General features: G+C 42.2%; 22 protein-coding genes and 2 pseudogenes. 10 read left to right on the top strand and 14 right to left on the bottom strand.

The genetic code is table 11. The annotated features are described in order from the left end of the window. Nucleotides 1-130 precede the first annotated feature (130 nt). Nucleotides 131-721 (top strand): TetR/AcrR family transcriptional regulator, encoded by a 591-nt coding sequence (locus tag BLR15_RS08035; RefSeq protein WP_092986397.1) that lies wholly within the window; start codon nucleotides 131-133, stop codon nucleotides 719-721. An 8-nt stretch (nucleotides 722-729) separates the two neighbouring features. Next, nucleotides 730-837 (top strand): annotated as a pseudogene (locus tag BLR15_RS14260) (universal stress protein); the annotation flags it as partial. A gap of 57 nt (nucleotides 838-894) precedes the next feature. On the opposite strand, the pseudogene BLR15_RS13840 reads toward BLR15_RS14260, so the two are convergent. Next, nucleotides 895-1,052 (bottom strand): annotated as a pseudogene (locus BLR15_RS13840) (IS30 family transposase); the annotation flags it as partial. Between the two features lie 237 nt (nucleotides 1,053-1,289). Between BLR15_RS13840 and BLR15_RS08025 the strand changes: the two are divergent. After that, nucleotides 1,290-2,129, top strand: coding sequence for a PepSY domain-containing protein (locus BLR15_RS08025; RefSeq protein ID WP_092986395.1), 840 nt, complete (start codon nucleotides 1,290-1,292; stop codon nucleotides 2,127-2,129). A gap of 262 nt (nucleotides 2,130-2,391) precedes the next feature. Further along, nucleotides 2,392-2,856, top strand: coding sequence for a DinB family protein (locus tag BLR15_RS08020; RefSeq protein ID WP_176754100.1), 465 nt, complete (start codon nucleotides 2,392-2,394; stop codon nucleotides 2,854-2,856). A gap of 132 nt (nucleotides 2,857-2,988) precedes the next feature. On the opposite strand, the gene BLR15_RS08015 is transcribed toward BLR15_RS08020, so the two are convergent. Then, the gene (locus BLR15_RS08015) at nucleotides 2,989-3,672 is read right to left on the bottom strand and encodes a TVP38/TMEM64 family protein (protein WP_092986391.1); all 684 of its coding nucleotides are present in this window, start codon (nucleotides 3,670-3,672) and stop codon (nucleotides 2,989-2,991) included. 327 nt (nucleotides 3,673-3,999) lie between these two features. Here BLR15_RS08015 and BLR15_RS08010 point away from each other — a divergent pair, with 327 nt between their 5' ends. Next, nucleotides 4,000-4,209, top strand: coding sequence for a hypothetical protein (locus tag BLR15_RS08010; protein WP_092986389.1), 210 nt, complete (start codon nucleotides 4,000-4,002; stop codon nucleotides 4,207-4,209). A gap of 384 nt (nucleotides 4,210-4,593) precedes the next feature. Here the strand turns inward: BLR15_RS08010 and BLR15_RS08005 are convergent, their stop codons facing one another. From BLR15_RS08005 to BLR15_RS07995, 3 genes are read right to left on the bottom strand one after another with little or no spacing between them, the layout of a single operon-like run. Then, nucleotides 4,594-4,980 carry a DUF3021 family protein gene (locus tag BLR15_RS08005; RefSeq protein WP_092986387.1) on the bottom strand — a complete coding sequence of 129 codons (387 nt, stop codon included), beginning with the start codon at nucleotides 4,978-4,980 and terminating at the stop codon, nucleotides 4,594-4,596. Then, nucleotides 4,980-5,423, bottom strand: coding sequence for a LytTR family DNA-binding domain-containing protein (locus BLR15_RS08000; RefSeq protein ID WP_092986385.1), 444 nt, complete (start codon nucleotides 5,421-5,423; stop codon nucleotides 4,980-4,982). The genes BLR15_RS08005 and BLR15_RS08000 overlap by 1 nt, the downstream gene beginning before the upstream one ends. Nucleotides 5,424-5,446: 23 nt before the next feature. Then, entirely contained in the window at nucleotides 5,447-5,635 is a 189-nt protein-coding gene (locus BLR15_RS07995) for a hypothetical protein (protein ID WP_092986383.1), read from the bottom strand. Nucleotides 5,636-5,843: 208 nt separating this feature from the next. Here BLR15_RS07995 and BLR15_RS07990 point away from each other — a divergent pair, with 208 nt between their 5' ends. Both BLR15_RS07990 and BLR15_RS07985 read left to right on the top strand, forming a co-directional pair. Beyond that, nucleotides 5,844-7,547: an ABC-ATPase domain-containing protein gene (locus BLR15_RS07990; protein ID WP_092986381.1), complete on the top strand. Its 1,704-nt coding sequence runs from the start codon at nucleotides 5,844-5,846 to the stop codon at nucleotides 7,545-7,547. A 16-nt stretch (nucleotides 7,548-7,563) separates the two neighbouring features. Beyond that, the gene (locus tag BLR15_RS07985; RefSeq protein WP_092986379.1) at nucleotides 7,564-8,328 is read left to right on the top strand and encodes a pirin family protein; all 765 of its coding nucleotides are present in this window, start codon (nucleotides 7,564-7,566) and stop codon (nucleotides 8,326-8,328) included. Between the two features lie 48 nt (nucleotides 8,329-8,376). Here BLR15_RS07985 and BLR15_RS07980 read toward each other — a convergent pair whose 3' ends face one another. From BLR15_RS07980 to BLR15_RS14040, 3 genes are all read right to left on the bottom strand, one after another. Then, the gene (locus BLR15_RS07980) at nucleotides 8,377-9,333 is read right to left on the bottom strand and encodes an NAD(P)-dependent oxidoreductase (RefSeq protein WP_176754099.1); all 957 of its coding nucleotides are present in this window, start codon (nucleotides 9,331-9,333) and stop codon (nucleotides 8,377-8,379) included. Between the two features lie 505 nt (nucleotides 9,334-9,838). Continuing rightward, nucleotides 9,839-10,888 carry a homocysteine S-methyltransferase family protein gene (locus BLR15_RS07975; RefSeq protein WP_092986375.1) on the bottom strand — a complete coding sequence of 350 codons (1,050 nt, stop codon included), beginning with the start codon at nucleotides 10,886-10,888 and terminating at the stop codon, nucleotides 9,839-9,841. Nucleotides 10,889-11,150: 262 nt separating this feature from the next. Next, nucleotides 11,151-11,309 carry a hypothetical protein gene (locus BLR15_RS14040; RefSeq protein ID WP_176754098.1) on the bottom strand — a complete coding sequence of 53 codons (159 nt, stop codon included), beginning with the start codon at nucleotides 11,307-11,309 and terminating at the stop codon, nucleotides 11,151-11,153. 587 nt (nucleotides 11,310-11,896) lie between these two features. On the opposite strand from BLR15_RS14040, the gene BLR15_RS07965 reads away from it, so the two are divergent. Next, the gene (locus tag BLR15_RS07965; RefSeq protein ID WP_092986371.1) at nucleotides 11,897-13,291 is read left to right on the top strand and encodes an MDR family MFS transporter; all 1,395 of its coding nucleotides are present in this window, start codon (nucleotides 11,897-11,899) and stop codon (nucleotides 13,289-13,291) included. Between the two features lie 91 nt (nucleotides 13,292-13,382). On the opposite strand, the gene BLR15_RS07960 is transcribed toward BLR15_RS07965, so the two are convergent. Continuing rightward, nucleotides 13,383-13,796, bottom strand: coding sequence for a universal stress protein (locus BLR15_RS07960; protein WP_092986369.1), 414 nt, complete (start codon nucleotides 13,794-13,796; stop codon nucleotides 13,383-13,385). 18 nt (nucleotides 13,797-13,814) lie between these two features. Beyond that, nucleotides 13,815-15,266, bottom strand: coding sequence for a SulP family inorganic anion transporter (locus BLR15_RS07955; protein WP_092986367.1), 1,452 nt, complete (start codon nucleotides 15,264-15,266; stop codon nucleotides 13,815-13,817). 127 nt (nucleotides 15,267-15,393) lie between these two features. On the opposite strand from BLR15_RS07955, the gene BLR15_RS07950 reads away from it, so the two are divergent. Further along, complete coding sequence (locus BLR15_RS07950) at nucleotides 15,394-15,936, top strand: recombinase family protein (protein WP_176754097.1); 543 nt, start codon at nucleotides 15,394-15,396, stop codon at nucleotides 15,934-15,936. 126 nt (nucleotides 15,937-16,062) lie between these two features. Here BLR15_RS07950 and BLR15_RS07945 read toward each other — a convergent pair whose 3' ends face one another. From BLR15_RS07945 to BLR15_RS07930, 4 genes are all read right to left on the bottom strand, one after another. After that, the gene (locus BLR15_RS07945) at nucleotides 16,063-16,842 is read right to left on the bottom strand and encodes a sulfite exporter TauE/SafE family protein (protein ID WP_092986365.1); all 780 of its coding nucleotides are present in this window, start codon (nucleotides 16,840-16,842) and stop codon (nucleotides 16,063-16,065) included. Further along, entirely contained in the window at nucleotides 16,842-18,203 is a 1,362-nt protein-coding gene (locus BLR15_RS07940; protein ID WP_092986363.1) for an MBL fold metallo-hydrolase, read from the bottom strand. Before BLR15_RS07940 ends, BLR15_RS07945 begins: the two co-directional genes overlap by 1 nt. Nucleotides 18,204-18,247: 44 nt before the next feature. After that, complete coding sequence (locus BLR15_RS07935; protein WP_092986361.1) at nucleotides 18,248-19,324, bottom strand: DsrE/DsrF/DrsH-like family protein; 1,077 nt, start codon at nucleotides 19,322-19,324, stop codon at nucleotides 18,248-18,250. Nucleotides 19,325-19,437: 113 nt separating this feature from the next. Continuing rightward, nucleotides 19,438-19,722 (bottom strand): metal-sensing transcriptional repressor, encoded by a 285-nt coding sequence (locus BLR15_RS07930; RefSeq protein WP_092986359.1) that lies wholly within the window; start codon nucleotides 19,720-19,722, stop codon nucleotides 19,438-19,440. A 138-nt stretch (nucleotides 19,723-19,860) separates the two neighbouring features. Here BLR15_RS07930 and BLR15_RS07925 point away from each other — a divergent pair, with 138 nt between their 5' ends. Further along, nucleotides 19,861-20,463 carry a class I SAM-dependent methyltransferase gene (locus BLR15_RS07925; protein ID WP_092986357.1) on the top strand — a complete coding sequence of 201 codons (603 nt, stop codon included), beginning with the start codon at nucleotides 19,861-19,863 and terminating at the stop codon, nucleotides 20,461-20,463. Nucleotides 20,464-20,469 lie beyond the last annotated feature (6 nt).

Genomic DNA, 20,469 nt, shown 5'->3' with positions numbered 1-20,469 from the left:
ATTTTTTGTGTTAAAGTTATCGTACACGTTGTACAATAACTCATTATAAGGCGATTAAATTATTCTTCAATGGTTGATATATCTTTTTTTGTGGGATAACCAACACATTGTATAGAAAGGTTGTTTATTTTTGAAAAAAGATTTAAGAGTGCAGAAAACACTAAATGCAATTGACAATGCCATCATTACCCTACTTGAGAAAAAGTCGTTTGAAAGCATAACCATCCAGGATATAAGTTCAGAAGCCATGATTAACCGGGGCACATTTTATACTTATTACAAAGACAAGTACGAACTGATAGAAAGTTATCAAAATTCGATGATGACGGATATTGAACAGCTGCTTTACAAAAATATTACAGGTAGCAGTTTTAAAGATGTGGATGAGAACGATCTTAACAATACTATTCTGAAAGTGTTCCAGTATCTTAAAGATAACCGCAAACGCGTACTCGTTATTGCAAATAGTCTCGGCAGCGCAGAACTTGCAAAATATTTTTCACAGCATATGTTTGATTTTTATAAAGTGAAAAGCAGAGAATTCGGTGTTGAACTGGATTCTGAAATATTTACTGATTATTTGATTACTTACATCACAAACGCCCATATTGGTATACTTTTAAAATGGCTCAAAGGCGGCTGTGAAGAGTCAATTGAAGTGATGGCAATGTTTATTGAAACATTTACGATAAATGGTGTATTGAAAACCGTGGGAATCTGATACGCTGGGTAGTAATGGGCAATAAACGTTTTAAAATGGATATTAAACATGTCCTTGGTCATGTAACTCATAAGGCTGCAAAACGCATCAATACACCTGTGATGATTATCAAATAGCATAAAATGCCTGCTTACTCGACTGGTAAGCAGGCATTCTTTAATTATTATCGTTTGTCAAAATAAGCTAGACAGTTCTCTATCCCCCATGTAACTCAAAAAGACTTCCAGCGGCGGCAGTAGTTTAGTGATTTTCTCGGGATGTGGTTTCTTCTTGCAGCGACGGATGAGACAAAAGCCTGATCGACCGTGTTGAAGTCCATGTCTTTAGGCACGTCCAATCCGTTTCGCAATCTGTGAAATCGGTGTCTCTTGATGGAAGTAGGCTTCTATGATTATCAGTTCATCCGTGGTAATATGGGTATGGGTCATGCGTGATCACTCCTATGATTTCTTTGGTCGGAAAACTATTTTGAGTGTATCATGGGTGCCCTTTTTATGTGTCTAGCTTAATTTTACAATCGGCGATATCAAAGATGTAACTGCTAAACTAAACTCAACAGAGGCTAATTATGTACAAAAATCCACAGCACGAAGGCATCACGAAAAGGCAGAATAAGTATTCCATTCGTAAGATGACGGCAGGTATCGCATCAGTCATGGTCGAGTCGATGTTGTTATTCGCTCCCCAGGCCAGCGCACAGGAAATAAGTGAGGATGAAGCATTGTCGATTGCTATGGATGCAGCGGGTGTTGATTCTATCGGAGCTATGGATGACTTTGAGTTGGACACGGATGACGGCCGACAGTATTACGAATTCGAATTTGTCACTGATGGTGTAGAATATGATTTCGAAATCGATGCCAACACTGGTGAAGTACTCGACCTGGACATCGATGGCGTTGACGCTCCAACTGGCGGTACCGGCACTCAGGATGACAGCACAGCTGATACCGGCACTCAAGATGACGGCGCTGCAGAAACCGGCACTCAGGATGACAGCACAACTGATACCAGTACTCAAGACGATGATTACTACGATGACGATAACGGTGAAGTAGAATACACAGGCGATCATGATTATAAAAAAGATTACGTCAAAAAAGATAAAGTGAATACGTTGGGCTATTATAAAGCATATGTCCATGGTACATTCGGTAAAGACGACTTTGTTGCCAAAGGTGAAACGGTGCCTCACGGCTATGTCAAAGTGATGCTGCCAAATGGTGAAGTTTATGAAACCAATGCGGACAAGCATGGTGATTTCAAATTGGGTCTGTCAGAATTGAAGGCCTGGGACGATGTGTCAGTATATTTCGCGGATAAGCATGGCAATGATGCCAAACTCGATTTCAAAGTGAAGCCGTTCGACAAAAAGGACAAAGATAAATACGATAAAAAAGATGATTAGTACCACGACGGCAAATAAACGGACAGCAGCTACAAGTAGGCAAACTGAATTTTAGAGAGGCAGAGCTGGAATCATTCCAGCTCTGTTTTTTTTTTTTTTTGACAGTTATCATTTTTGTGCCTTTATCACGATGGATGGCGGGTGATGATTCACCTTTTTAATTTGTACAAGGAATAATAATCACTTATCCTTTTGTTTCAGGAAGATCGATTCCGGTAATATAATAACTGTGGAAGATATTATGATATTGGAGGTTATTCAATTGTCAAAAGAACGTTTTCACTTTCAGTTGAAATCAGTCAGAGGAATGGTAATCAAGTCCATGGACGAAATCGACGACAGCCTTATCGAAGTGATTCCTGCCGGATATAATAACAATCTGTTGTGGCATTTTGGACATATTGCCACATTTATGGAAGGTGAAATCATCAGGCTGACAGGCAAGGATTCTTCTGTAAAAGAACGTTTCGACAAATATTTCGACAACGGCACTTCCCCTGCAGATTTTGATGATGATACTCCGGATAAAGAGGAAATCAGGAAAGTATTGGAAAGTCATGTGGACGAGTACAGCCAGGTGTCTCAGGAAAAGTTGGACGAGGAACTGGATGAAGAATTTTTGGGTATCACAAGAAGTGATGATCTTTCCGCGTTCATGATTCTGCATGAAGCCCTTCACGAAGGTAAGATACAGTCAATGGCTATTCTTTTGAATGAGCAATATTAATTAAAACGAAACTGAAACCAGTCAGACAGATAAAAAAACGCTATGAACACTGATATACCCGTGTTCATAGCGTTTTATACTGAGATTTCCAAAGTTTTTTCGGTCAATTTGACGCATGGTGTCCTCTGCCAATCATTCATCCCGCTTATTTCGTGTATTGCGCCAGTACTGGTAGGAAATCCATGTGGATATGAGGACTAGAATCCAGGCAGTGACGAGCACGGTACCGTTAAAGAGGGATTGATTGACTGCAAAGGCACCGATTGAGACGAGTGAGATTTGTCCGGGGATGGAGGCGATAACGGTGGCTGCTAAAAAAGCGGACTGATTGACGCCTAAAGCCCCTGCTCCGTAATTGACCGGCCAGTATGGCAGACCCGGCATCAGCCTTGCTGTACACATTGATATAAAGCCTGCGTTCCCCAAATACTTTTTAACCGTCGGTCCGTGACGGCCAAGGAGTTTGAAGGTCAGGTCCCGGCCGGTCAGTCTTGCCAGCCAGTAAGCCAGCCAGGAGCCGATCAATACGCCTGTATACGAGAACAAGCTGCCGGCTATAACACCGTATAGAGAACCTGCCACAAGGGCGGGTATGGTGACGGGTATTGGTGTAATGGCAATCAGAGCTGTAATACCGATAAAAACCAGCCAGCCGGCCCAGCCGTAGCTTTGGATCATCTCCCTTAACACTACAGGCTCCGGAATGTTCACATTAAAATTCACCCATATCAATGTGCCAATGGCTAAGACCAGGGTTAATAGTGAAACCATTGATCGTGGAGAAAAGGCGTCGGTACGGTCTTTATCCAAACTCATTGTGCTCCCTCTTTCCTGAAGAACTTATCCAAAATGATATTAATTACTAAATTGCTCCAAATAAACTGGGCAGACTCCCCCGTGTCTAAAGAGATAAAATCATTGTTTTAACTACTGTACCATTTATCATTGAATCTGGGCAGTTCATATTAATATAAAACATTTTTTGCCTGGCTATCAGTTTAAATATACTTCTACGATTTCTGGTCATAAAAAACCTCCTGAGATTTACAGACTTTTTATTTCATCTGTAAATTTAGGAGGTAACAGCTCCACTGCTGCGGTTAATGACATTTACTTTTATATTTTAATATTTAAAGCAATACAATGGATAAATATAACGACAGTATGATTAAAAACATGGAGAAGGATACGCTTGAAACCACAATGGATCTGGTCAGCGGCTTCTTCAATGCGGTATTTCTGATTAAAAAGATCAGAGGAACGACAGTGCTGATCAACCAGAGTATTGTAAGTTGTAAAGTGACATTTTCTAAATTTGTGTCTAAAAATAAAAAATTATTAAAAGTAAAATAGACAAGGACACCGATTGCTGCGAGGAATAGTATTGTACTGTACAAAAAAGGGAAAAATGGGTCTTCCTGTCTGACTGATTTTACACAGCCAATCACTAACTGATATAGGGCGGCTGCTGTAATGATAAATAGAATTAAGGCTAACATCCTGGTCTCTCCTGTATGATTTTTGAGTATGTCGTGAGGCATGTGCTTCAGTTATTATATTAATATCTTTTACAGCTGATCAAGCTGGACTGCCTCAACCAACTTGAGCAAAAAATCATAATCTCTCTATTTTGAAACTTATCATTTAACAGCTCAGGATGCAATTGACGATTTGTGAACATTTCCGAAGAAAAATGGACTATCCGCTTTTACCGGATAGTCCAACTATGTTTCAATTTTACTTTTTATTCAATTTCTCATTGATTGTTCTGCTGTCGAATACGGACAGCAGGTAGAACACGACAAAAATGATGAGCATAATGACAAATATTACACCGGCATAGAAGATAATGTCTGTTGTGTTGAGTGCGATCCATCCGTTGAACACGGCGATTGTGGTAAATGCGATGATTCCGGTGCCGAGCTGTATGACCATGGCCAGGGTGCTTGCCATCTGAGTATGATGCAGTGCAGATGCCACACCTATAAGGGCGGATGCAATCCATACAGATATTATTTCTGCAGGGTCGGCTCCAACGGTTGCGCCGAATACTCCATTCAACAAATAGATGAAACTCCCGATACCCACAGATAGTGATACAGTTATGATCAGATTCCTTAACATCAAATCCCCAGCCTTTCTTTTAATTTGGATACGTAACGTCTTGAAATACTCACTTTATTACCATTTTTCATGCGTGCAATCAGGTTTCCTGAGAACGATGGTTCCACACGGTCGATCATCTGAATGTTTAACATCCCGGATTTTGACACTTTCATAAATGTCTCTGACTGCAGTTCCTCCATCAGTGCACTCAAAGTTTTCGTTGTGACAATGTCATCGTCTTTTGTAGAAATCGTCAGTGTCTTATCCTGCACCTCGGCACAGATGATATCCGACTTCTGAACCATCAAAAATTCTTCATCTGAACGGATGGCCAGATTTTCTCTGTCAGTCGTGAAGTGATCTATGAATGATAGAATGCGTGCGCCGACTGTCGCAGTCTTTGTGTGAATTTTGATTTCATCATCATTTAATTGTTCATCAATAATTAATTCCGTCTTCATGAAAATCCCCCTTAACAGTTAACTTATTTTGCATATAAGCTGAATGTTTTTGCAAGAGATTTTAATACTATGGATGCGATAAAGAACAGCACGGCTATTTTAACGATGAACTGAACGGTATCTGTAATCGGCAAAGTCATATTCTGATAAGTGGCAGCGATCATGAAAAAGATGAAAATCCCGATAAATGTATTGATGAGAATTTTTTTCATAATAAATCTCTCCTTTGCTTTGTTGTTCACAGTATATAACGGGAAACTGTGCCGTCGGGGATTTTTCCGCAAGCGGCAGAAAAAATAGCCTGACCGGTAAATAAGTAATGGCTGATATCATGGTGCACTTCGATTTTGTGTGTTTTCAATCATTGTTAAACTGGTATATGTAATGAAAAGAGATTTTTTTATCAGAAGGAGTATATGTATGAAGGATGCCAGGCAACTTGAATCCAAACTGAATAATCTGGACGGCCAGAAATACGGGGCCTACAAACAGTTGAAGGGAATTTACCAGTTCAAAGATTTCAGGCTCGCAATCGATCATGTGCAGGTCGATCCGTTCGCACCGCCATCGAAGATGCGGTTGATCATGAACCGTGAAACCGCAGGTATTCCGGCTGCTCTGCTGGACTCGAAGAATAAAAGAATCGCAGTGTCAGATTTTTTGACACGTGCATTCGGAGAAAGTATAAGAAAACAAATCAAAACATCTGATATGAACAATAAAAATATCAAAATTATGATCGACCGTCCCGGGCAGGAAATATTGGAACGGACATCCACAGTCATCGATGAACAGGTTCTGGAAGTCCGGTTCGAAGCCGGTCTGCCAGCGGCAGGCAGGAAAATACTCGGAAGAGCTGCAGCACGCATCATTACCGGACTTCTGCCTGAAATTGCAGGCGATTCACTGTTTTATCAAAACATTGACCAAAAAGCACTGAGGGAACATGTGGAGATGATGCTGGACCAGGTACACATGCGAAAAGAGCTGGATGAGAGAGATCTTGTCGCCTTTGTTGCCGACGAGAGCATCCTGCCCCGCCACAGTGGTGTATCGGATAAACCGTTGAAAAATGCTGTGCCATTTTCAAGTCCGGAAAATCTGAAAGTTGAAATCAGCCTGCCGAGTGGACGGACGGTCACAGGCATGGGAATTGGCGAAGGTATCACCCTCATTGTCGGCGGCGGTTATCACGGCAAGTCCACCCTACTCCAGGCACTGGAACGCGGTGTTTATAACCATATACCGGATGACGGCCGTGAGATGGTCATTACACGAAATGATGCATCCAAAATCAGGGCGGAAGACGGCAGAAATATTGAAAAAGTGAATATCAGTACTTTCATCAACAATCTGCCGGCAAAGAAAGATACTCACGCATTTTCAACAGAGAATGCGAGCGGCAGTACTTCACAGGCTGCGAATGTAATGGAGGCACTCGAAGCGGATACGAGACTGCTGTTGATCGATGAAGACACTTCAGCGACGAATTTCATGATTCGTGATGCACGCATGCAGAAATTGATTGCACCGGACAAAGAACCGATTACACCGTTCTCCGGCAAAGTGAAACCGTTATATGAGGATAAAGATGTTTCAACGATACTGATTGTCGGCGGTTCCGGAGACTATTTCGATGTTGCCGACCGTGTGCTGATGATGGATGAGTACAAATTGAAAGATGTGACAGCTGCCGCAAAGGAAATTGCGGAGACGGAAGGATACAGGCGGGAAGATATGTCAGACAACACATTCGGTGAAATGACAGAAAGAGTGTTGCTGAAATCCGGATTTCCGAAGTCAGGCAAAGAATCCAGGCTGAAAACGAAAGGCCGGACGACGATATTGTACGGACGTGAACCGATTGAAATTTCCGGTCTGGAGCAGCTTGTGGATGACAGTCAGACCAACTGTATCTCGGTGATGATTGAATATTTCAGAAATCAAATATTGGATGACAGACTGACCATGTCTGAGACTGCCGACCGGATATACAATGATATCGAAAAGAACGGACTCGATTCAATATCCCCTTATTCCGGCCATCCAGGGAACCTGGCACTGCCGAGAAAACAGGAATTCATCGGAACACTCAACCGCTATCGCAGCCTGAAGGTAAAATAATGGTAAGGAGAATGTCATGAATATACTGAAAAATGACCAATACTTCCGCTATGGCGATGACAGATTTCAAGTAAAGACGAGAAGACCGGGATTGATTTTCCAGGATTTTGACCGGGAGGACTACGCTTTCGGTCCGCTCAGCCGTTTCGACCATGTGAAATTGGCACAGGACTACTGTATTGATATGCACCTGCATCATAATGATGAAATACTGAGCTATCTGTATAAAGGTGAAATGCTCCACCGTGATACAGCCGATAATAAAGTGCTGCTTACTCCGAACAAATTGATGACCATGAATGCAGGACATGAATTTTATCACGAAGAATCCACACCTGAGGAAGGGAACGAAATGCTCCAAATACTGATTCGTCCTGAAAAGGCGGATTTGACACCCGATGTACAGTTTTGGGACCGTGAGGTCAGCCGTAATTCCGAGTGGAACCTGATTGCGGGACCTGAAACAATGGAACCGCCGATGGTTTTGCGGAATGACGTTGCAGTAATGGATGTGCATGGAAGTGCCGGTGAAAAACTGATGATACCGGTCAAGGAAGGCATGACACCATTGCTGTATGTTATGGACGGCAGTATAGAAGTCCAGGGAGAGACGCTTTATAAAGGGGATGCGGTGACAGATGATCCCATCAGGCTGGAATCTCTCAGGCTGAAGGAAGACTCGACACTCGTTTTGTTTCTCGTCAACCTGGATGCACCGATGACACTGAAAGGGAATTTCAGCGGCCATAAATGTAACAATATGGAAAAATATCAGAAATAGAAGTAAAAAGCATCCATTTCAATGGATGCTTTCATTGTTTAACCGTATTTATTTATTCACCTGATGATCGAGCGCCTGGCCAGTCAGAGCTTTGACTGCCTGATCAGCCGCGGTTTCTGCCATCTGATCCCTTGCTTCAAAAGTATCATTCCCGATATGCGGTGTCAGAATGACATTATCAAGCTTTGCGAGCTTTTCATTGATGTGCGGTTCTTTTTCATGCACATCAAGAGCTGCAGCCTGTATCTCTTTATTTTCAAGGGCTTCATACAGTGCTTCTTCATCCACCACACGGCCGCGTGCAGTGTTGATGAAATATGCAGTGTCTTTCATCTGTTCAAATTCTTTTTTGCTGAACAGATGATGGGAGGTTTCATTGTAGTTCATCTGTGCAATTACATAATCTGCTTCTTTCAAGGCCTCTTTAAGGGTCACTTTTTCAGCATTGATCTCCGTTTCTTTCTCTTCGTGGTCCACATACAGAATCTTCATATCAAATGCCTGGGCAAGTTTGCCGATATACTGTCCGATCTGTCCGAATCCGACAATCGCGAGTGTTTTACCGATGACCTGGCTGCCTCCGAGGTAACCCATGACCTGCCAGCCGTCAAACTCATTTTTTACAGCCATTTCATGGCCGGGCAGGACACGTCGTGACAACGTCAGCATCAATGTAACTGCGAGTTCTGCCGTTGATGCGACAGACTTGTGGACCGGGGTATTCGTCACCGCGATATTATGCTTCTTCGCTTCTTCAATATCGATATTGTTGAAGCCGGCACCTACGTTTGCGATCATTTTCATGTCCGGGTTCGCGTGGATGACTTCAGCCGGCACCTGGACATTGACGCCTGTAATCAATCCATCAGCGTTTTTAATATTTTCGATGATCTGATCCTGGTCCGGTGTGGTCAATTTCTCATGCATATTCAGTTCAATATTTTGATCTTCAATAATTTTTACGGCACTATCTGGAAGTTTTACAGAACTATAAACTTGTGGCATAATCATCCTGCTTTCTTTTTCAAAAATAATGTTTTCATACATTCTGGCATACTTGAATGAAAATGTACCGCCTCTTTCAGCGTCGATATCTTGAGCTCATCCATCATTAACCGTTGATAACCTTATCCGTCAAACGAAAAAATAAGCGAAAGTCTGTCTTTAAATTTTCAGAGCGATAATTAAAATTATGTTAAATTGAAAATCCTTTTAACATCATTGTAAGCTTTTTCAGCAGTAGCCAGTGCACCTTCCAGGTGTCCTCCATGATTCTTTTAGAAAATTAAAATAATCATATCACAGTTATTTCCTTAATAGAATATTTAAGGGGCACTGGCAAAAAAAGAATCGTAAAATGATGAAAGTGCCAATAAATCGCATGTATAGCTTGTAAATGAATATATTGAAAATAAAGAAATGGTGCGGGCATATGTTATATACCTGCACCATTTTTACAGATTTGAACTGGGTTTGAGACCAATGGTACAGTCTCATGATGCCCTGATAATCAAGCTTTTGTCCTATAGCTGGTGTTATGGTCTTTCAATGTCCTGTCTTTTCCAAATAAAAAGTGCTTCTCCATATTGGGAGAATATTCTGAATTAATCGTCTCCTGCCCTATCGCTTCAGCAACAGAACGCAACATTGCCGGCGAAGCCCCACAGCATAACCCAATATAGTTGATGCCGATATTATGCGCCTTCCGAGCCCAATCAGCCAGTTCATAACGGTTATGGTACAGTGGATCTAACGCAGTTGGGAAAGTCGTTTCCATTGGCAGGTGACAACTGCATCCACCGTCCGGCAGATTAAAGAAAGTCGGGTGTTCTTCTGTCGTACGGTATGGCAGTGGAACGCCCCCGACATAGCCATCAACTTCTTTACGTATTTTTTCAAGATATGGGTGCATGCTGTCCGGACCGCGGAAACAGTTCATCCCTACTACAAGGGCACCTTCTTCTGATAATATTTTGCAGGACTCTTCCACGGTATACCCGTCTCTTAAAATATTTTCACCCATCAGTCCAAGTGTAATTACGGCTGGCAACCCTTGTCTTTGAATTTCTTCCAGCGCAATCAGTGCTTCTTCATGATAATAGAATGTTTCACCCTGAATATAATCGACGCCCTCCTCTTTACACCAACCCACCATCTCCCTGAATATTTCTCTGACTTTTTCTTTTGATTCAGAATCCTCGGGATCAAAAATATTAGTGTTTGAGATATTACCGGCGACCAATGCTTCTTCTTCCGGGTGTTCCAGGGCAACTTCTTTTGCTAACTGAATTGCGCTCCTGTTCAAAGGCTCCAGTAAATCTTCTTTGCCAATAATCCTCATTTTTTCTCTGTGGGCATTATAGGTGAAGGCGAGCACCACATCTGAACCTGCTTTCATGTAATCACGGTATGTTTGTTTCAGTGCTTCCGGATTTTTCAATGCGACCTCCGGAACGAAAGAACCTGCTTGCAGATATCCTCTGCGTTCAAGTTCAAACAAATAACCTTCCCCTACAATAACTGTGCCATTTTCCAGTCTTTTTTCCAAACTTCGTTTCATATGAATCCCCTCCTTATAAATTAAAATAAGTTTACCACGGTAAAATCGATATAGTGTAATACTGAATGTTCATGGCGCAATATAACATTTGGCTATATCCATAATGAATCATCCGGAAATGCTGAAGTTAAATCAACAGAGATGGAGGATGGTTCAGAACTAGCCCCGGATGATTATTGTGTTGTTATGATTGCTGAAATATTGCCGGCGTGATATTACGGTTATTACATATGGATATCCTTTTTGTTCAACAAGTCTCTTTCTACAGCAATGCATCGATGATCATATAAATGCCGATAATCAAAAGACCTGATATCAGCACCGTAGACAGTGTCTGACTGTCCAGTGACCGGTTGATCCGCACACCGATTTTGGAACCGATATAGGTCACAATGATAAGGATGATGACGTAACCCCACAATATATTGTCCTGGGCAAAAATGACCGACGGAACTGGCCAGGCTGGAAGTGAATATGATGATCATGCTTGTCGCAACAGCAACATAGGGGAGAAGTTCAGCACAATAATCATCAACGGAGTCATAAGTGCACAGCCGCCGATGCCAAAAAGGCCGGCACCGATGCCGATAAAGAATGAAGCAGTAATACCCAACACCGGTTTGAAATCCTTTTTCTCTTTATATAAATCAACTTTTCTTTTATCATCTTATTTTTTGAAGTCAGTACAGTATATATGAGCAGTAAAAATATCCCGAAAATGATACCGAAGGAATCTTGATTCAAAAACCTGCTTAAATAAGCACCCGTAAGGGAGCCTGATATAAATTATCATAACACAACTATTTCGTAATTTTGTTTCAAGTATAGCGCTAATAAAATATACATTATTTTTAAGATGTTTATATTTAACACTGATTATTTATTGTTTCTGCTGAAACTTAAAATATTATTTTAAGATTATATATCAATTAGTATAATATATATATAAATTGTGCTATCATATTTCATTGATGTATTTTACAAATATTAATTAGAAGGCTGGATTGTATGTCAAACTCAGATTCATTTGATTTTAAAAAGAACCTGCCGCTCCTCGTCGTTCTGCTGTCAGGTGCTTTCGTCACAATTTTGAACCAGACACTTCTTGGCACAGCCCTTCCGCCTATAATGAATGATCTTAATTTAAGCGGCAGTACTGCTCAGTGGCTGCAATCTATATTTATGCTGGTCAACGGGATCATGATTCCTGTTACGGCTTTTTTAATTGATAAATTTACTACACGCAGACTGTTTTTGACTGCGATGGGATTATTTACACTTGGTACATTATTATGTGCCATTGCACCGAGTTTTTCTATACTTATGGCCGGCCGTGTGCTTCAGGCATCAGGTGCGGGTATCATGATGCCTTTGATGCAGACGATACTTTTCCTGTCTTTCCCGGTTAACAGAAGAGGGACTGCCATGGGGCTGTTCGGTCTGATTATCGCTTTTGCACCGGCAATCGGGCCGAGTCTGTCAGGATTTCTGGTCGACCAGTTCCCTTGGCGAAGTGTCTTCATTGTTGTGCTGCCGATTGCTGTCATCGATATCATTGCCGCATACTTCCTGCTCAGAAACGTAACAGAACTTAAAAATCCAAAAGTGGATGTCACATCCATCATACTTTCCACGCTCGGATTCGGCGGTATCTTATACGGATTCAGTGTCGCAGGTGATACCGGCTGGCTCAGCTGGCAGGTACTGCTGACTGTAATCGGCGGCGGATTGATTCTCTACTTCTTTATAACGAGACAGTTGAAACTGAAAGAACCGCTGCTCGAATTCAGAGTGTTTCAGAACAAGACATTCAGCCTGGCGACAGCACTCGGCATGGTCGTCTTTGCTGCGATGATCGGTACAAATGTGATACTTCCGCTCTACATGCAGAATATGGCGGGTTTCTCAGCACTGGAATCCGGACTGGTTCTGTTGCCGGGAGCGATAATCATGGGCTTTTCAAGTCCGATCACCGGCTATCTTTTTGACAGATTTGGCGGAAAGTGGCTTGCGAGAATCGGAATGTTCTTACTTGCAGTCACGACCTTTGGATTCATAGACTTGAGTGCAGAGACCAGTTTCAGTTATCTGGCGACCATGCATGCACTGCGTATGATGTCCATATCGATGGTCATGATGCCGATGACGACATTGGCGCTCAACCAGCTGCCGAATGATCTGATATCACATGGTACGGCTGTGAATAATACATTCCGGCAGGTGTCAGGTGCGATCGGCACAGCGATTCTTGTAACGGTCATGAGTACTGCCGCCATCCCATCAGATGGTGTGGAAGGTACCATTCATGGCGTGAATGTATCCTTTATCGTTGCAGGTGTCGCATCCTTCCTCGGATTTATACTTTCTTTCAGATTGAAAGAAGAAGTAAAACCCGGAGATTGATTAAAATAAAAACCCATTAAAAAAACAGTCCGTCAAATCTGACGGACTGTTTTTATTCATACATATAAATATTATAGAAGCATTGTTCTGCCTATTTGACGATGACTACAGGAATGTTCGAGCGTTTGGCGACTTTATGGCTGACACTCCCCATGACCATTTCCTGCAGTGTATTCAGCCCTCTGCTGCCGAGGACCACCAATTGATATGAACCGCTGTTGGCTGCTGAAACGACCGTTTCATTTGGAGTGCCGTGTTCGAAACGAATATTGCAGGAGATTTTATTAGTTTCATACAGCTCAACAATCTTTGCCAGCTTTTCTTTCCGTTTATGGATGATGCTCTCAGAGGGGCTGCTGTGCAGCACGTCATTTTTGGAAGTCTCTGCATCAATCACATTAATTATGGTGATTTCTGTCTCACCATTGATGAAATTTAAACTTTCTTCAGCAGCCCTGAAGCTGTTATCAGAACCGTCTGCTGCAAGCAAAATGTTTTTATACATATATGTTCTCCCCTTGTATTAAGTTAAATGTTGTTCGTTGATCTGACTCAGTTCTTTAACAATTTTACGACTGTCTGCATTCAACTGGTGGACATAAACGGTGTTCCCTTTCTCTTCAAACTTTCTGACAATCGTATCGACCGCGTCCACTGCGGAATCATCCCATAAGTGAGCCCGTGAGAAATCCAGCTGAACCGGTTTATCATATTTCTTGAACTCAATCTGCTCGATTGTCGTATCGATTGATGCAAAGAAAATCTGTCCTGCAAAACGCAAAGTGACTGTGTCGGCCAATTCTTCCAAATGCACATCGACTTTTGAAATTTTGGTCGCAAAGAACAGAGCACTGAATACGACACCGACGATGACACCGATTGCCAGGTTGTCAGTCATTAAAACAATGATGACTGTAATCAGCATAACAAATGCGTCAGTACGCGGTGCCTTTTGAAGGAATCTGAAAGAGCCCCAGTCGAATGTACCGATGGATACCATTACCATGATACCTGCTAAAATCGGCATCGGTATTTGTACGACCCATTCGCCCAGTACGATAATGAGAAACATCAGGAAAACACCCGCCGTGAAAGTGGATAACCTTGTTGTGGCACCGGACCTGACGTTTATGACGGACTGTCCGATCATTGCACAGCCGCCCATGCCGCCGAAGAAACCGGTGACGAAGTTGGCGATACCCTGACCGCGTGATTCCCTGTTCTTACTGCTGTATGTATCTGTCGCATTATCGACGATTCTTGCGGTCAGCAGACTTTCAACCAGGCCGACAAGTGCCATCGAAACTGAGTATGGCAGGATGATCATCAACGTTTCCATCGTAAACGGCACATCCGGCAGGAAGAAACTCGGCAGAGAACGATCGATGTCCCCCAAATCACCCACCGTTCCGACATTTGAACCGAAGATGAGATAAATACTTGTCAGAACGACAAGTGCGATCAACGGTGCCGGTATTTTTTTGAAAAATCTTGGTACGACATATACGATAAATAACGTAATGATGACATAAATATATGTATCTATTGATATTCCAAAAATATGTTCCAACTGTGACATGAAAATCATAATTGCAAGCGCGTTGACGAAACCGATCATCACCGAATTAGGGATGAATTTCATCAGTTTGCCGACTTTGAGGATACCTAATATAATTTGAATGACACCCATCAGTATCGTCGCTGCAAGCAGATAATCCACACCGTACTCGCTGACCAGAGGGGTAACGAGCAGTGCGATAGCTCCAGTGGCAGCTGATATCATTGCAGGTCGTCCGCCGACGAAGGATATTATGACGGCAATAAGAAATGAGGCGTATAATCCAACCATCGGATCGACCCCGGCAATGATTGAGAATGCGATGGCTTCCGGTATTAATGCCAGAGCAACAACAATGCCGGCCAAAATATTAGTGCCCGGTGCCGTCAGCCATTCCCTTTTAAATTTTTCAACCATAAATACACTTCCTAATCTATTAAATAACTAAAGCAAGTATAACAGAACAGTTTCATAAGTCTACCCGTTTTGAGAACTAAAACTGAAAAATAATGTTATAATATTGTAAAGACAGGAGTGGAAACAAATGAAATATGGTTATATCCGGCCGATTGAATTATATGATGAAATTGCCGGCCAAAAAGGGAAAATAAAAAAACTCACAAATGATATTCATATAGAGGAACATGCAGAAAATAAAAGAAGACATCAGCTGGATACCCTCCTCGATCAGATTTTGCAGGAAAATGATGAACTGATTGTCACTGACCTGTGTATATTGGCAGATTCAACAAAACATCTCGCAGATATTATATTTGTATGCAGTAAAAAATCGGTTCATATAGAAGTCCTTAATCCGGGCATTTCAATTTCACCTGATTCTCAATATACTTTCGAACAGGTGTTGAATGAGATATCTGCTTTCCAAAGCGATGTTGTCAAATTCAGAACACAATTAGGACTCAATAAAGCGATCAAAGACGGGAAAAAGATGGGCAGACCGAAGAGAAGCGATGACAATATTAAAAAAGCGGTTGAAATGTATATGTCAAAAGAATATACACTGGATGAAATCAAAGAGCACACGAATATCAGCAGGGCGACACTCTACAGACATCTGGAAAGCTGATTTCTAATGGGCAGAAGTCTGCATCTCAGACCGGTCTTACCCATATGTCATTAATGTTCACATTATCAGACTGGCTTGTAATGAAAAGGATGATCCAAAAATTTTGGACCATCCTTTTGTACTATATTATATGAGAATTTCGGACCATATTTTTACTGCAGTTGCCAAAATGAGCAGTGCGAGTACCCATTGAAGTATTTTTACATTCATCTTCTGGCCGGCTTTGGCTCCGAGCGGTGCGGCAATCAGACTGGCGATGATCATTATCACTGCCGGTCCGTATAATACCTGATCGGTGACAATCTTTCCGACGGTAGTGCCGATGGAAGAGATGAACGTCACAGCCAGGCTGGTGGCAATCGTCACCCGCGTGGGTATCTTAAGGACGACCAGCATAATCGGTACCAGTATGAAAGCGCCGGCCGCACCGACTATACCTGCCGCTACCCCCGTTATGAGAGCGAGGCCGGCCGCAAGAGGCGCATTAAAGTTCAGTCTCTCTCCAGGTGAAAATGGTATTTCTTTTTTCGGCAAGAACATCATTACAGCGGCAATCGTTGCAAGGACGGCATATACAGCATCCACATGGTTTTCGGCTAGAAACTCGGAACCATATCCTCCTGCAAGACTGCCAGCTAATATCGCAGTTCCCATATAGATGATCAGCTTCATATTGAGATAGCCGCTGTTTTTATAAGCCCAGACACCGCTGATAGTGGCGAAAAACACCTGCACTGCGCTGATCCCTGCCACTTCATGCGAAGTGAATGCGGCGAAACCGAGCACAGAAGGGATATAAAGAAGCATCGGGTATTTGATGATGGAACCGCCGATGCCCACCATACCAGAAATGAAAGAACCGATAAAACCAATCAGAAATATGACGATGATGAATGAAATATCCATTATTTCATCGCTTCTTTAATGCCTGCATATCCTTTTTCGATATTGACGATATCATCGAAACCGTTGGCTTTGAGTACACTTGCTGCAATGGCGGAACGTACACCGGATTGGCAGTGGACATAAATTTTATCATTTTTATCAAACGGCACATCTTTTTTACCGAGCTGTCCGAAATGAAGATGTTCCGCATTCTCGAGGTTTCCTGAGTTATATTCGGAAAGGGAACGCACATCGAGGATATTGAATTCTTTATGGTTGTTGACAATATCATTTGGCGAGATGTTTTCATAGGAATCATCGGAATACTTTTCAGCCTCATCAGACGGTACAATGAGTTCAAGGTGATCAAAACCGATGGAAGCGAGGTCTTCCTGCAGTTCTTTGCTGTCTTTCGGGTTGCCAATGACTGTCATCGGCTGGTCATAATCGATATACCATCCTGCAAACTGCAGAAAATTTTGGTTATAAGGAACATTGATCGCCCCTTTTTTGAATCTTTTTTTAAAGTCTTCTTTACTTCTCAAGTCGAACACCTGCCCGGGAAGTGTATCCGGCGTTCCGACCGTCACTTCCCTGACTTTGAATTCCGGCAGCCCTTCTTTGTTGACCTTTTTCATTTGTGCGAAATACGTCGGGGGCTCCGGCTGATCTCTGGTCAGTTCTGTGATGAATGCACCTTTGTCCTCATACTCGAATACCCAGTTATTCTTGAGTTCATAACCGAGAGTGGATAAAGGTACTGCACCCAGGGATTTACCACATGCGCTTCCTGCACCGTGTCCCGGCCATATCTGCATGAAATCAGGGTAACCTTCCATCTTTCTTAAAGAATCAAACATGGCATTGGCCCCTTCTTCCGTTGTACCTTCCATATTTGCGGCTTCTTCAAGCAGGTCAGGCCGCCCGATATCACCGACGAACATGAAGTCCCCGGTGAAGATGCCCATCGGCTCATCACTTCCTCCGCCGCGGTCTGTCAGTACAAATGATATGCTCTCAGGTGTATGCCCCGGTGTGTGAATGACCTTGAGTTCTACATGGCCGACGTTGATGACATCCCCTTCTGTGAGGAAGACTGTGTTTTCAGGGACGTTTTGATATTTCCAATCTTCGTCCCCTTCGTCTGAAACATATAGCTTTGCTCCAAATCGTTTTGCGGCATCGCGCAGACCTGAAGCAAAATCTGCATGTATATGCGTTTCTGTTGCCTGGACAATATTGAAGCCTTCAGCTTTTGCGACTTCTTCGTAATCATCAAGCACACGTTTTGGGTCGATGATTATCGCTTCATTCGTCTGCTGACAGGCTACCATATAGGAAGACTGTGAGAGTTTCTGGTCATAAAATTGTTTGAAAAACATTATATACACTCCTTAAATTTTGATTTTTTATGTTTGATGTTACTTTAGATGAAAAGGTTGAGGTTGGCATTTTCAGTATCACCCAGATACGTTCCGACACCACCAAAATTTACATTTGGCAGCAGCTCGTCGCTGTCAATTGCCATAATATCCATGCTCATGGTACAGGCGACCATTTTAACACCGAGTTCATCCGCTTTTTTGATCATTTCCGACAAAGCATCCACTTTTTTCTTCTGCATGACATACTTGATCATTTTTTGTCCGAGCCCAAACATATTCATATTGGAAATCGGCAGTTTGGAAGCCGATTTCGGCATCATCATGCTGAATGCCTTATCCAGACCTTTTTTGTTTTTTACAGGTGCTTTGGGGTCTTTGATGACATTCAATCCCCAGAATGTAAAGAACATCGTCACTTCTTTACCCATGCTTTTAGCGCCGGCGGCAATAATGAATGAAGCAAGTGCCTTATCCATGTCACCGCTGAAAACGACCATTGTTGCCCCGTCTTTCGTTTCAACCATCTGGTGTCCTTCAGAATTCTTTATGGTCTGTGGATTATTCTTTTGAAGTACTACGGAAAGTTTATCTCCTGTTCTTTCATTTCTCAATATAGTATTGCCTGACTTTTTGGCCCAGGCTTCGACGTCAGTGCTGAAACCGAAATCGGTCACAATGATTTCCATCTGTTCTCCTGAATTCAATTGTTCCATTGCACTGTTGACTTTGATTAACGGACCGGGACATTGAAGACCACTGGCTTCAATTTTCATCCTGTCAGGGTCCAGACGGGTTTTCTTGTGTCCACTTCCGGCATCGTCGGATGTCTGATTATAGGAAGCAAATCCATTTTCAAGGTTCACCGCCTCAAAGCTGTTCTGTTTCAGTATGTCTGCTGCCTTCTGACTGCGAGATCCACGTTGGCAATAGACGTATATTTTCCGGTCTTTCGGCACTTCTGCAAGCCGTCTTTCAAGTTCCCCGAGGGGAATATTTTGTGCCGAAGAGATATGCCCGATTTCATATTCCAGCGGTTCCCTGACATCCAGGATAAACTCGCCTTGACGCACCAATTCATCCGCATCATTTATATTCCGAATTTCCTTATCATTGTTCATATTATAAACCTACCTCCAATTTAATATACCCTAGTAGGTATATTACAAGATCTTTTATTGTTTGTCAAATACGGTATGGGGTATTTATTATTATAAATAAAAAGCAGATGAAATCATCTGCTTTTATTAAGCAATTCGACGGCCTCTTTTACTAAAGCATCCGTATCTTCATCTGGATTGTCCATCGTATCTTTTACACATTGAACAAGATTTTCACTGACAATGATATTCATTGTACGATTGAGCGCATTTTTTGCAGCGCTCAACTGCATGACGACTTCTCTGCATCCTTTACCTTCCTCAATCATTTTCAAAGCACCGTTGATCTGACCCTGCAGTCTGTTGATACGGTTGATGATCGCTTTATCATATATTGTTTTATCATTTTCAAAAATCATTTACATCACCCTCCACAATTATTATATGAAATAATTGAGATCAGGTCAAATACCCTGCCAGGTATTTTATGTGCAAACTGAGAACTTCTCTTTTATAATGGTTACCAACGATATTTAAAAAGGAAAGTGAACTTTGTCATGAATCATTGGGATGAAAAATTTAAACATGAGGATTATATATATGGAGTAGAACCCAACGAGTGGATCCGTTCGGTTTTTAATGACAGAGGTGATTCAAAGATTGCCCTGCTTGCTGAAGGAGAAGGAAGAAATGCCGCTTATTTAGCGACTCTCGGCCACAAGGTCACCACTTATGATTTTTCAAAAGAAGGTATTGAAAAAACGAAGCGGCTGGCAGGTTCCAAAGGAGTTGAGGTTGACGCCAATCTGCAGGATATCACCATAAAAGATGCGCTTCCATCAAATGTTTACGATGTCGGTATCAGTGTTTTCGGTCATGTACCGGCAGAAGGTAAAGAGACTATGTTTTCCAACTTGGTAAACTGTGTCAAGCCCGGTGGAACGGTCGTGTTTGAACTTTACTCAATACAGCAGCTGGAATTCGGGACAGGCGGCCCTCAAAATCTGGATATGCTTTTCAGTGTTGATGAAATTGAAGGATATCTGAGGAATTTGTCTGCAGATGTGATTGAATTGAAAGAAATCATTACCATGAGACATGAGGGAAAAATGCATAATGGCAAGAGTGCCGTTATTCAAGGTAAAATTCTAAAAAGATAAAACATG

The sequence above is a fragment of the Lacicoccus qingdaonensis genome, from assembly GCF_900101075.1.
GTDB classification, from domain to species: domain Bacteria; phylum Bacillota; class Bacilli; order Staphylococcales; family Salinicoccaceae; genus Lacicoccus; species Lacicoccus qingdaonensis.
The sequence above is the reverse complement of the archived record's forward strand: the minus strand, read 5'-3'. Positions and strand labels throughout refer to the sequence as shown.

What these genes read in the sequence shown, in the direction of transcription:
- BLR15_RS08025 (WP_092986395.1), top strand. Translation starts at nt 1,290, where the DNA reads ATGTACAAAAATCCACAGCACGAAGGCATCACGAAAAGGCAGAATAAG.
- BLR15_RS08015 (WP_092986391.1), bottom strand. Translation starts at nt 3,672, where the DNA reads ATGAGTTTGGATAAAGACCGTACCGACGCCTTTTCTCCACGATCAATG.
- BLR15_RS08010 (WP_092986389.1), top strand. Translation starts at nt 4,000, where the DNA reads ATGGATAAATATAACGACAGTATGATTAAAAACATGGAGAAGGATACG.
- BLR15_RS08005 (WP_092986387.1), bottom strand. Translation starts at nt 4,980, where the DNA reads ATGTTAAGGAATCTGATCATAACTGTATCACTATCTGTGGGTATCGGG.
- BLR15_RS08000 (WP_092986385.1), bottom strand. Translation starts at nt 5,423, where the DNA reads ATGAAGACGGAATTAATTATTGATGAACAATTAAATGATGATGAAATC.
- BLR15_RS07995 (WP_092986383.1), bottom strand. Translation starts at nt 5,635, where the DNA reads ATGAAAAAAATTCTCATCAATACATTTATCGGGATTTTCATCTTTTTC.
- BLR15_RS07990 (WP_092986381.1), top strand. Translation starts at nt 5,844, where the DNA reads ATGAAGGATGCCAGGCAACTTGAATCCAAACTGAATAATCTGGACGGC.
- BLR15_RS07985 (WP_092986379.1), top strand. Translation starts at nt 7,564, where the DNA reads ATGAATATACTGAAAAATGACCAATACTTCCGCTATGGCGATGACAGA.
- BLR15_RS07980 (WP_176754099.1), bottom strand. Translation starts at nt 9,333, where the DNA reads ATGCCACAAGTTTATAGTTCTGTAAAACTTCCAGATAGTGCCGTAAAA.
- BLR15_RS07975 (WP_092986375.1), bottom strand. Translation starts at nt 10,888, where the DNA reads ATGAAACGAAGTTTGGAAAAAAGACTGGAAAATGGCACAGTTATTGTA.
- BLR15_RS07965 (WP_092986371.1), top strand. Translation starts at nt 11,897, where the DNA reads ATGTCAAACTCAGATTCATTTGATTTTAAAAAGAACCTGCCGCTCCTC.
- BLR15_RS07960 (WP_092986369.1), bottom strand. Translation starts at nt 13,796, where the DNA reads ATGTATAAAAACATTTTGCTTGCAGCAGACGGTTCTGATAACAGCTTC.
- BLR15_RS07955 (WP_092986367.1), bottom strand. Translation starts at nt 15,266, where the DNA reads ATGGTTGAAAAATTTAAAAGGGAATGGCTGACGGCACCGGGCACTAAT.
- BLR15_RS07950 (WP_176754097.1), top strand. Translation starts at nt 15,394, where the DNA reads ATGAAATATGGTTATATCCGGCCGATTGAATTATATGATGAAATTGCC.
- BLR15_RS07945 (WP_092986365.1), bottom strand. Translation starts at nt 16,842, where the DNA reads ATGGATATTTCATTCATCATCGTCATATTTCTGATTGGTTTTATCGGT.
- BLR15_RS07940 (WP_092986363.1), bottom strand. Translation starts at nt 18,203, where the DNA reads ATGTTTTTCAAACAATTTTATGACCAGAAACTCTCACAGTCTTCCTAT.
- BLR15_RS07935 (WP_092986361.1), bottom strand. Translation starts at nt 19,324, where the DNA reads ATGAACAATGATAAGGAAATTCGGAATATAAATGATGCGGATGAATTG.
- BLR15_RS07930 (WP_092986359.1), bottom strand. Translation starts at nt 19,722, where the DNA reads ATGATTTTTGAAAATGATAAAACAATATATGATAAAGCGATCATCAAC.
- BLR15_RS07925 (WP_092986357.1), top strand. Translation starts at nt 19,861, where the DNA reads ATGAATCATTGGGATGAAAAATTTAAACATGAGGATTATATATATGGA.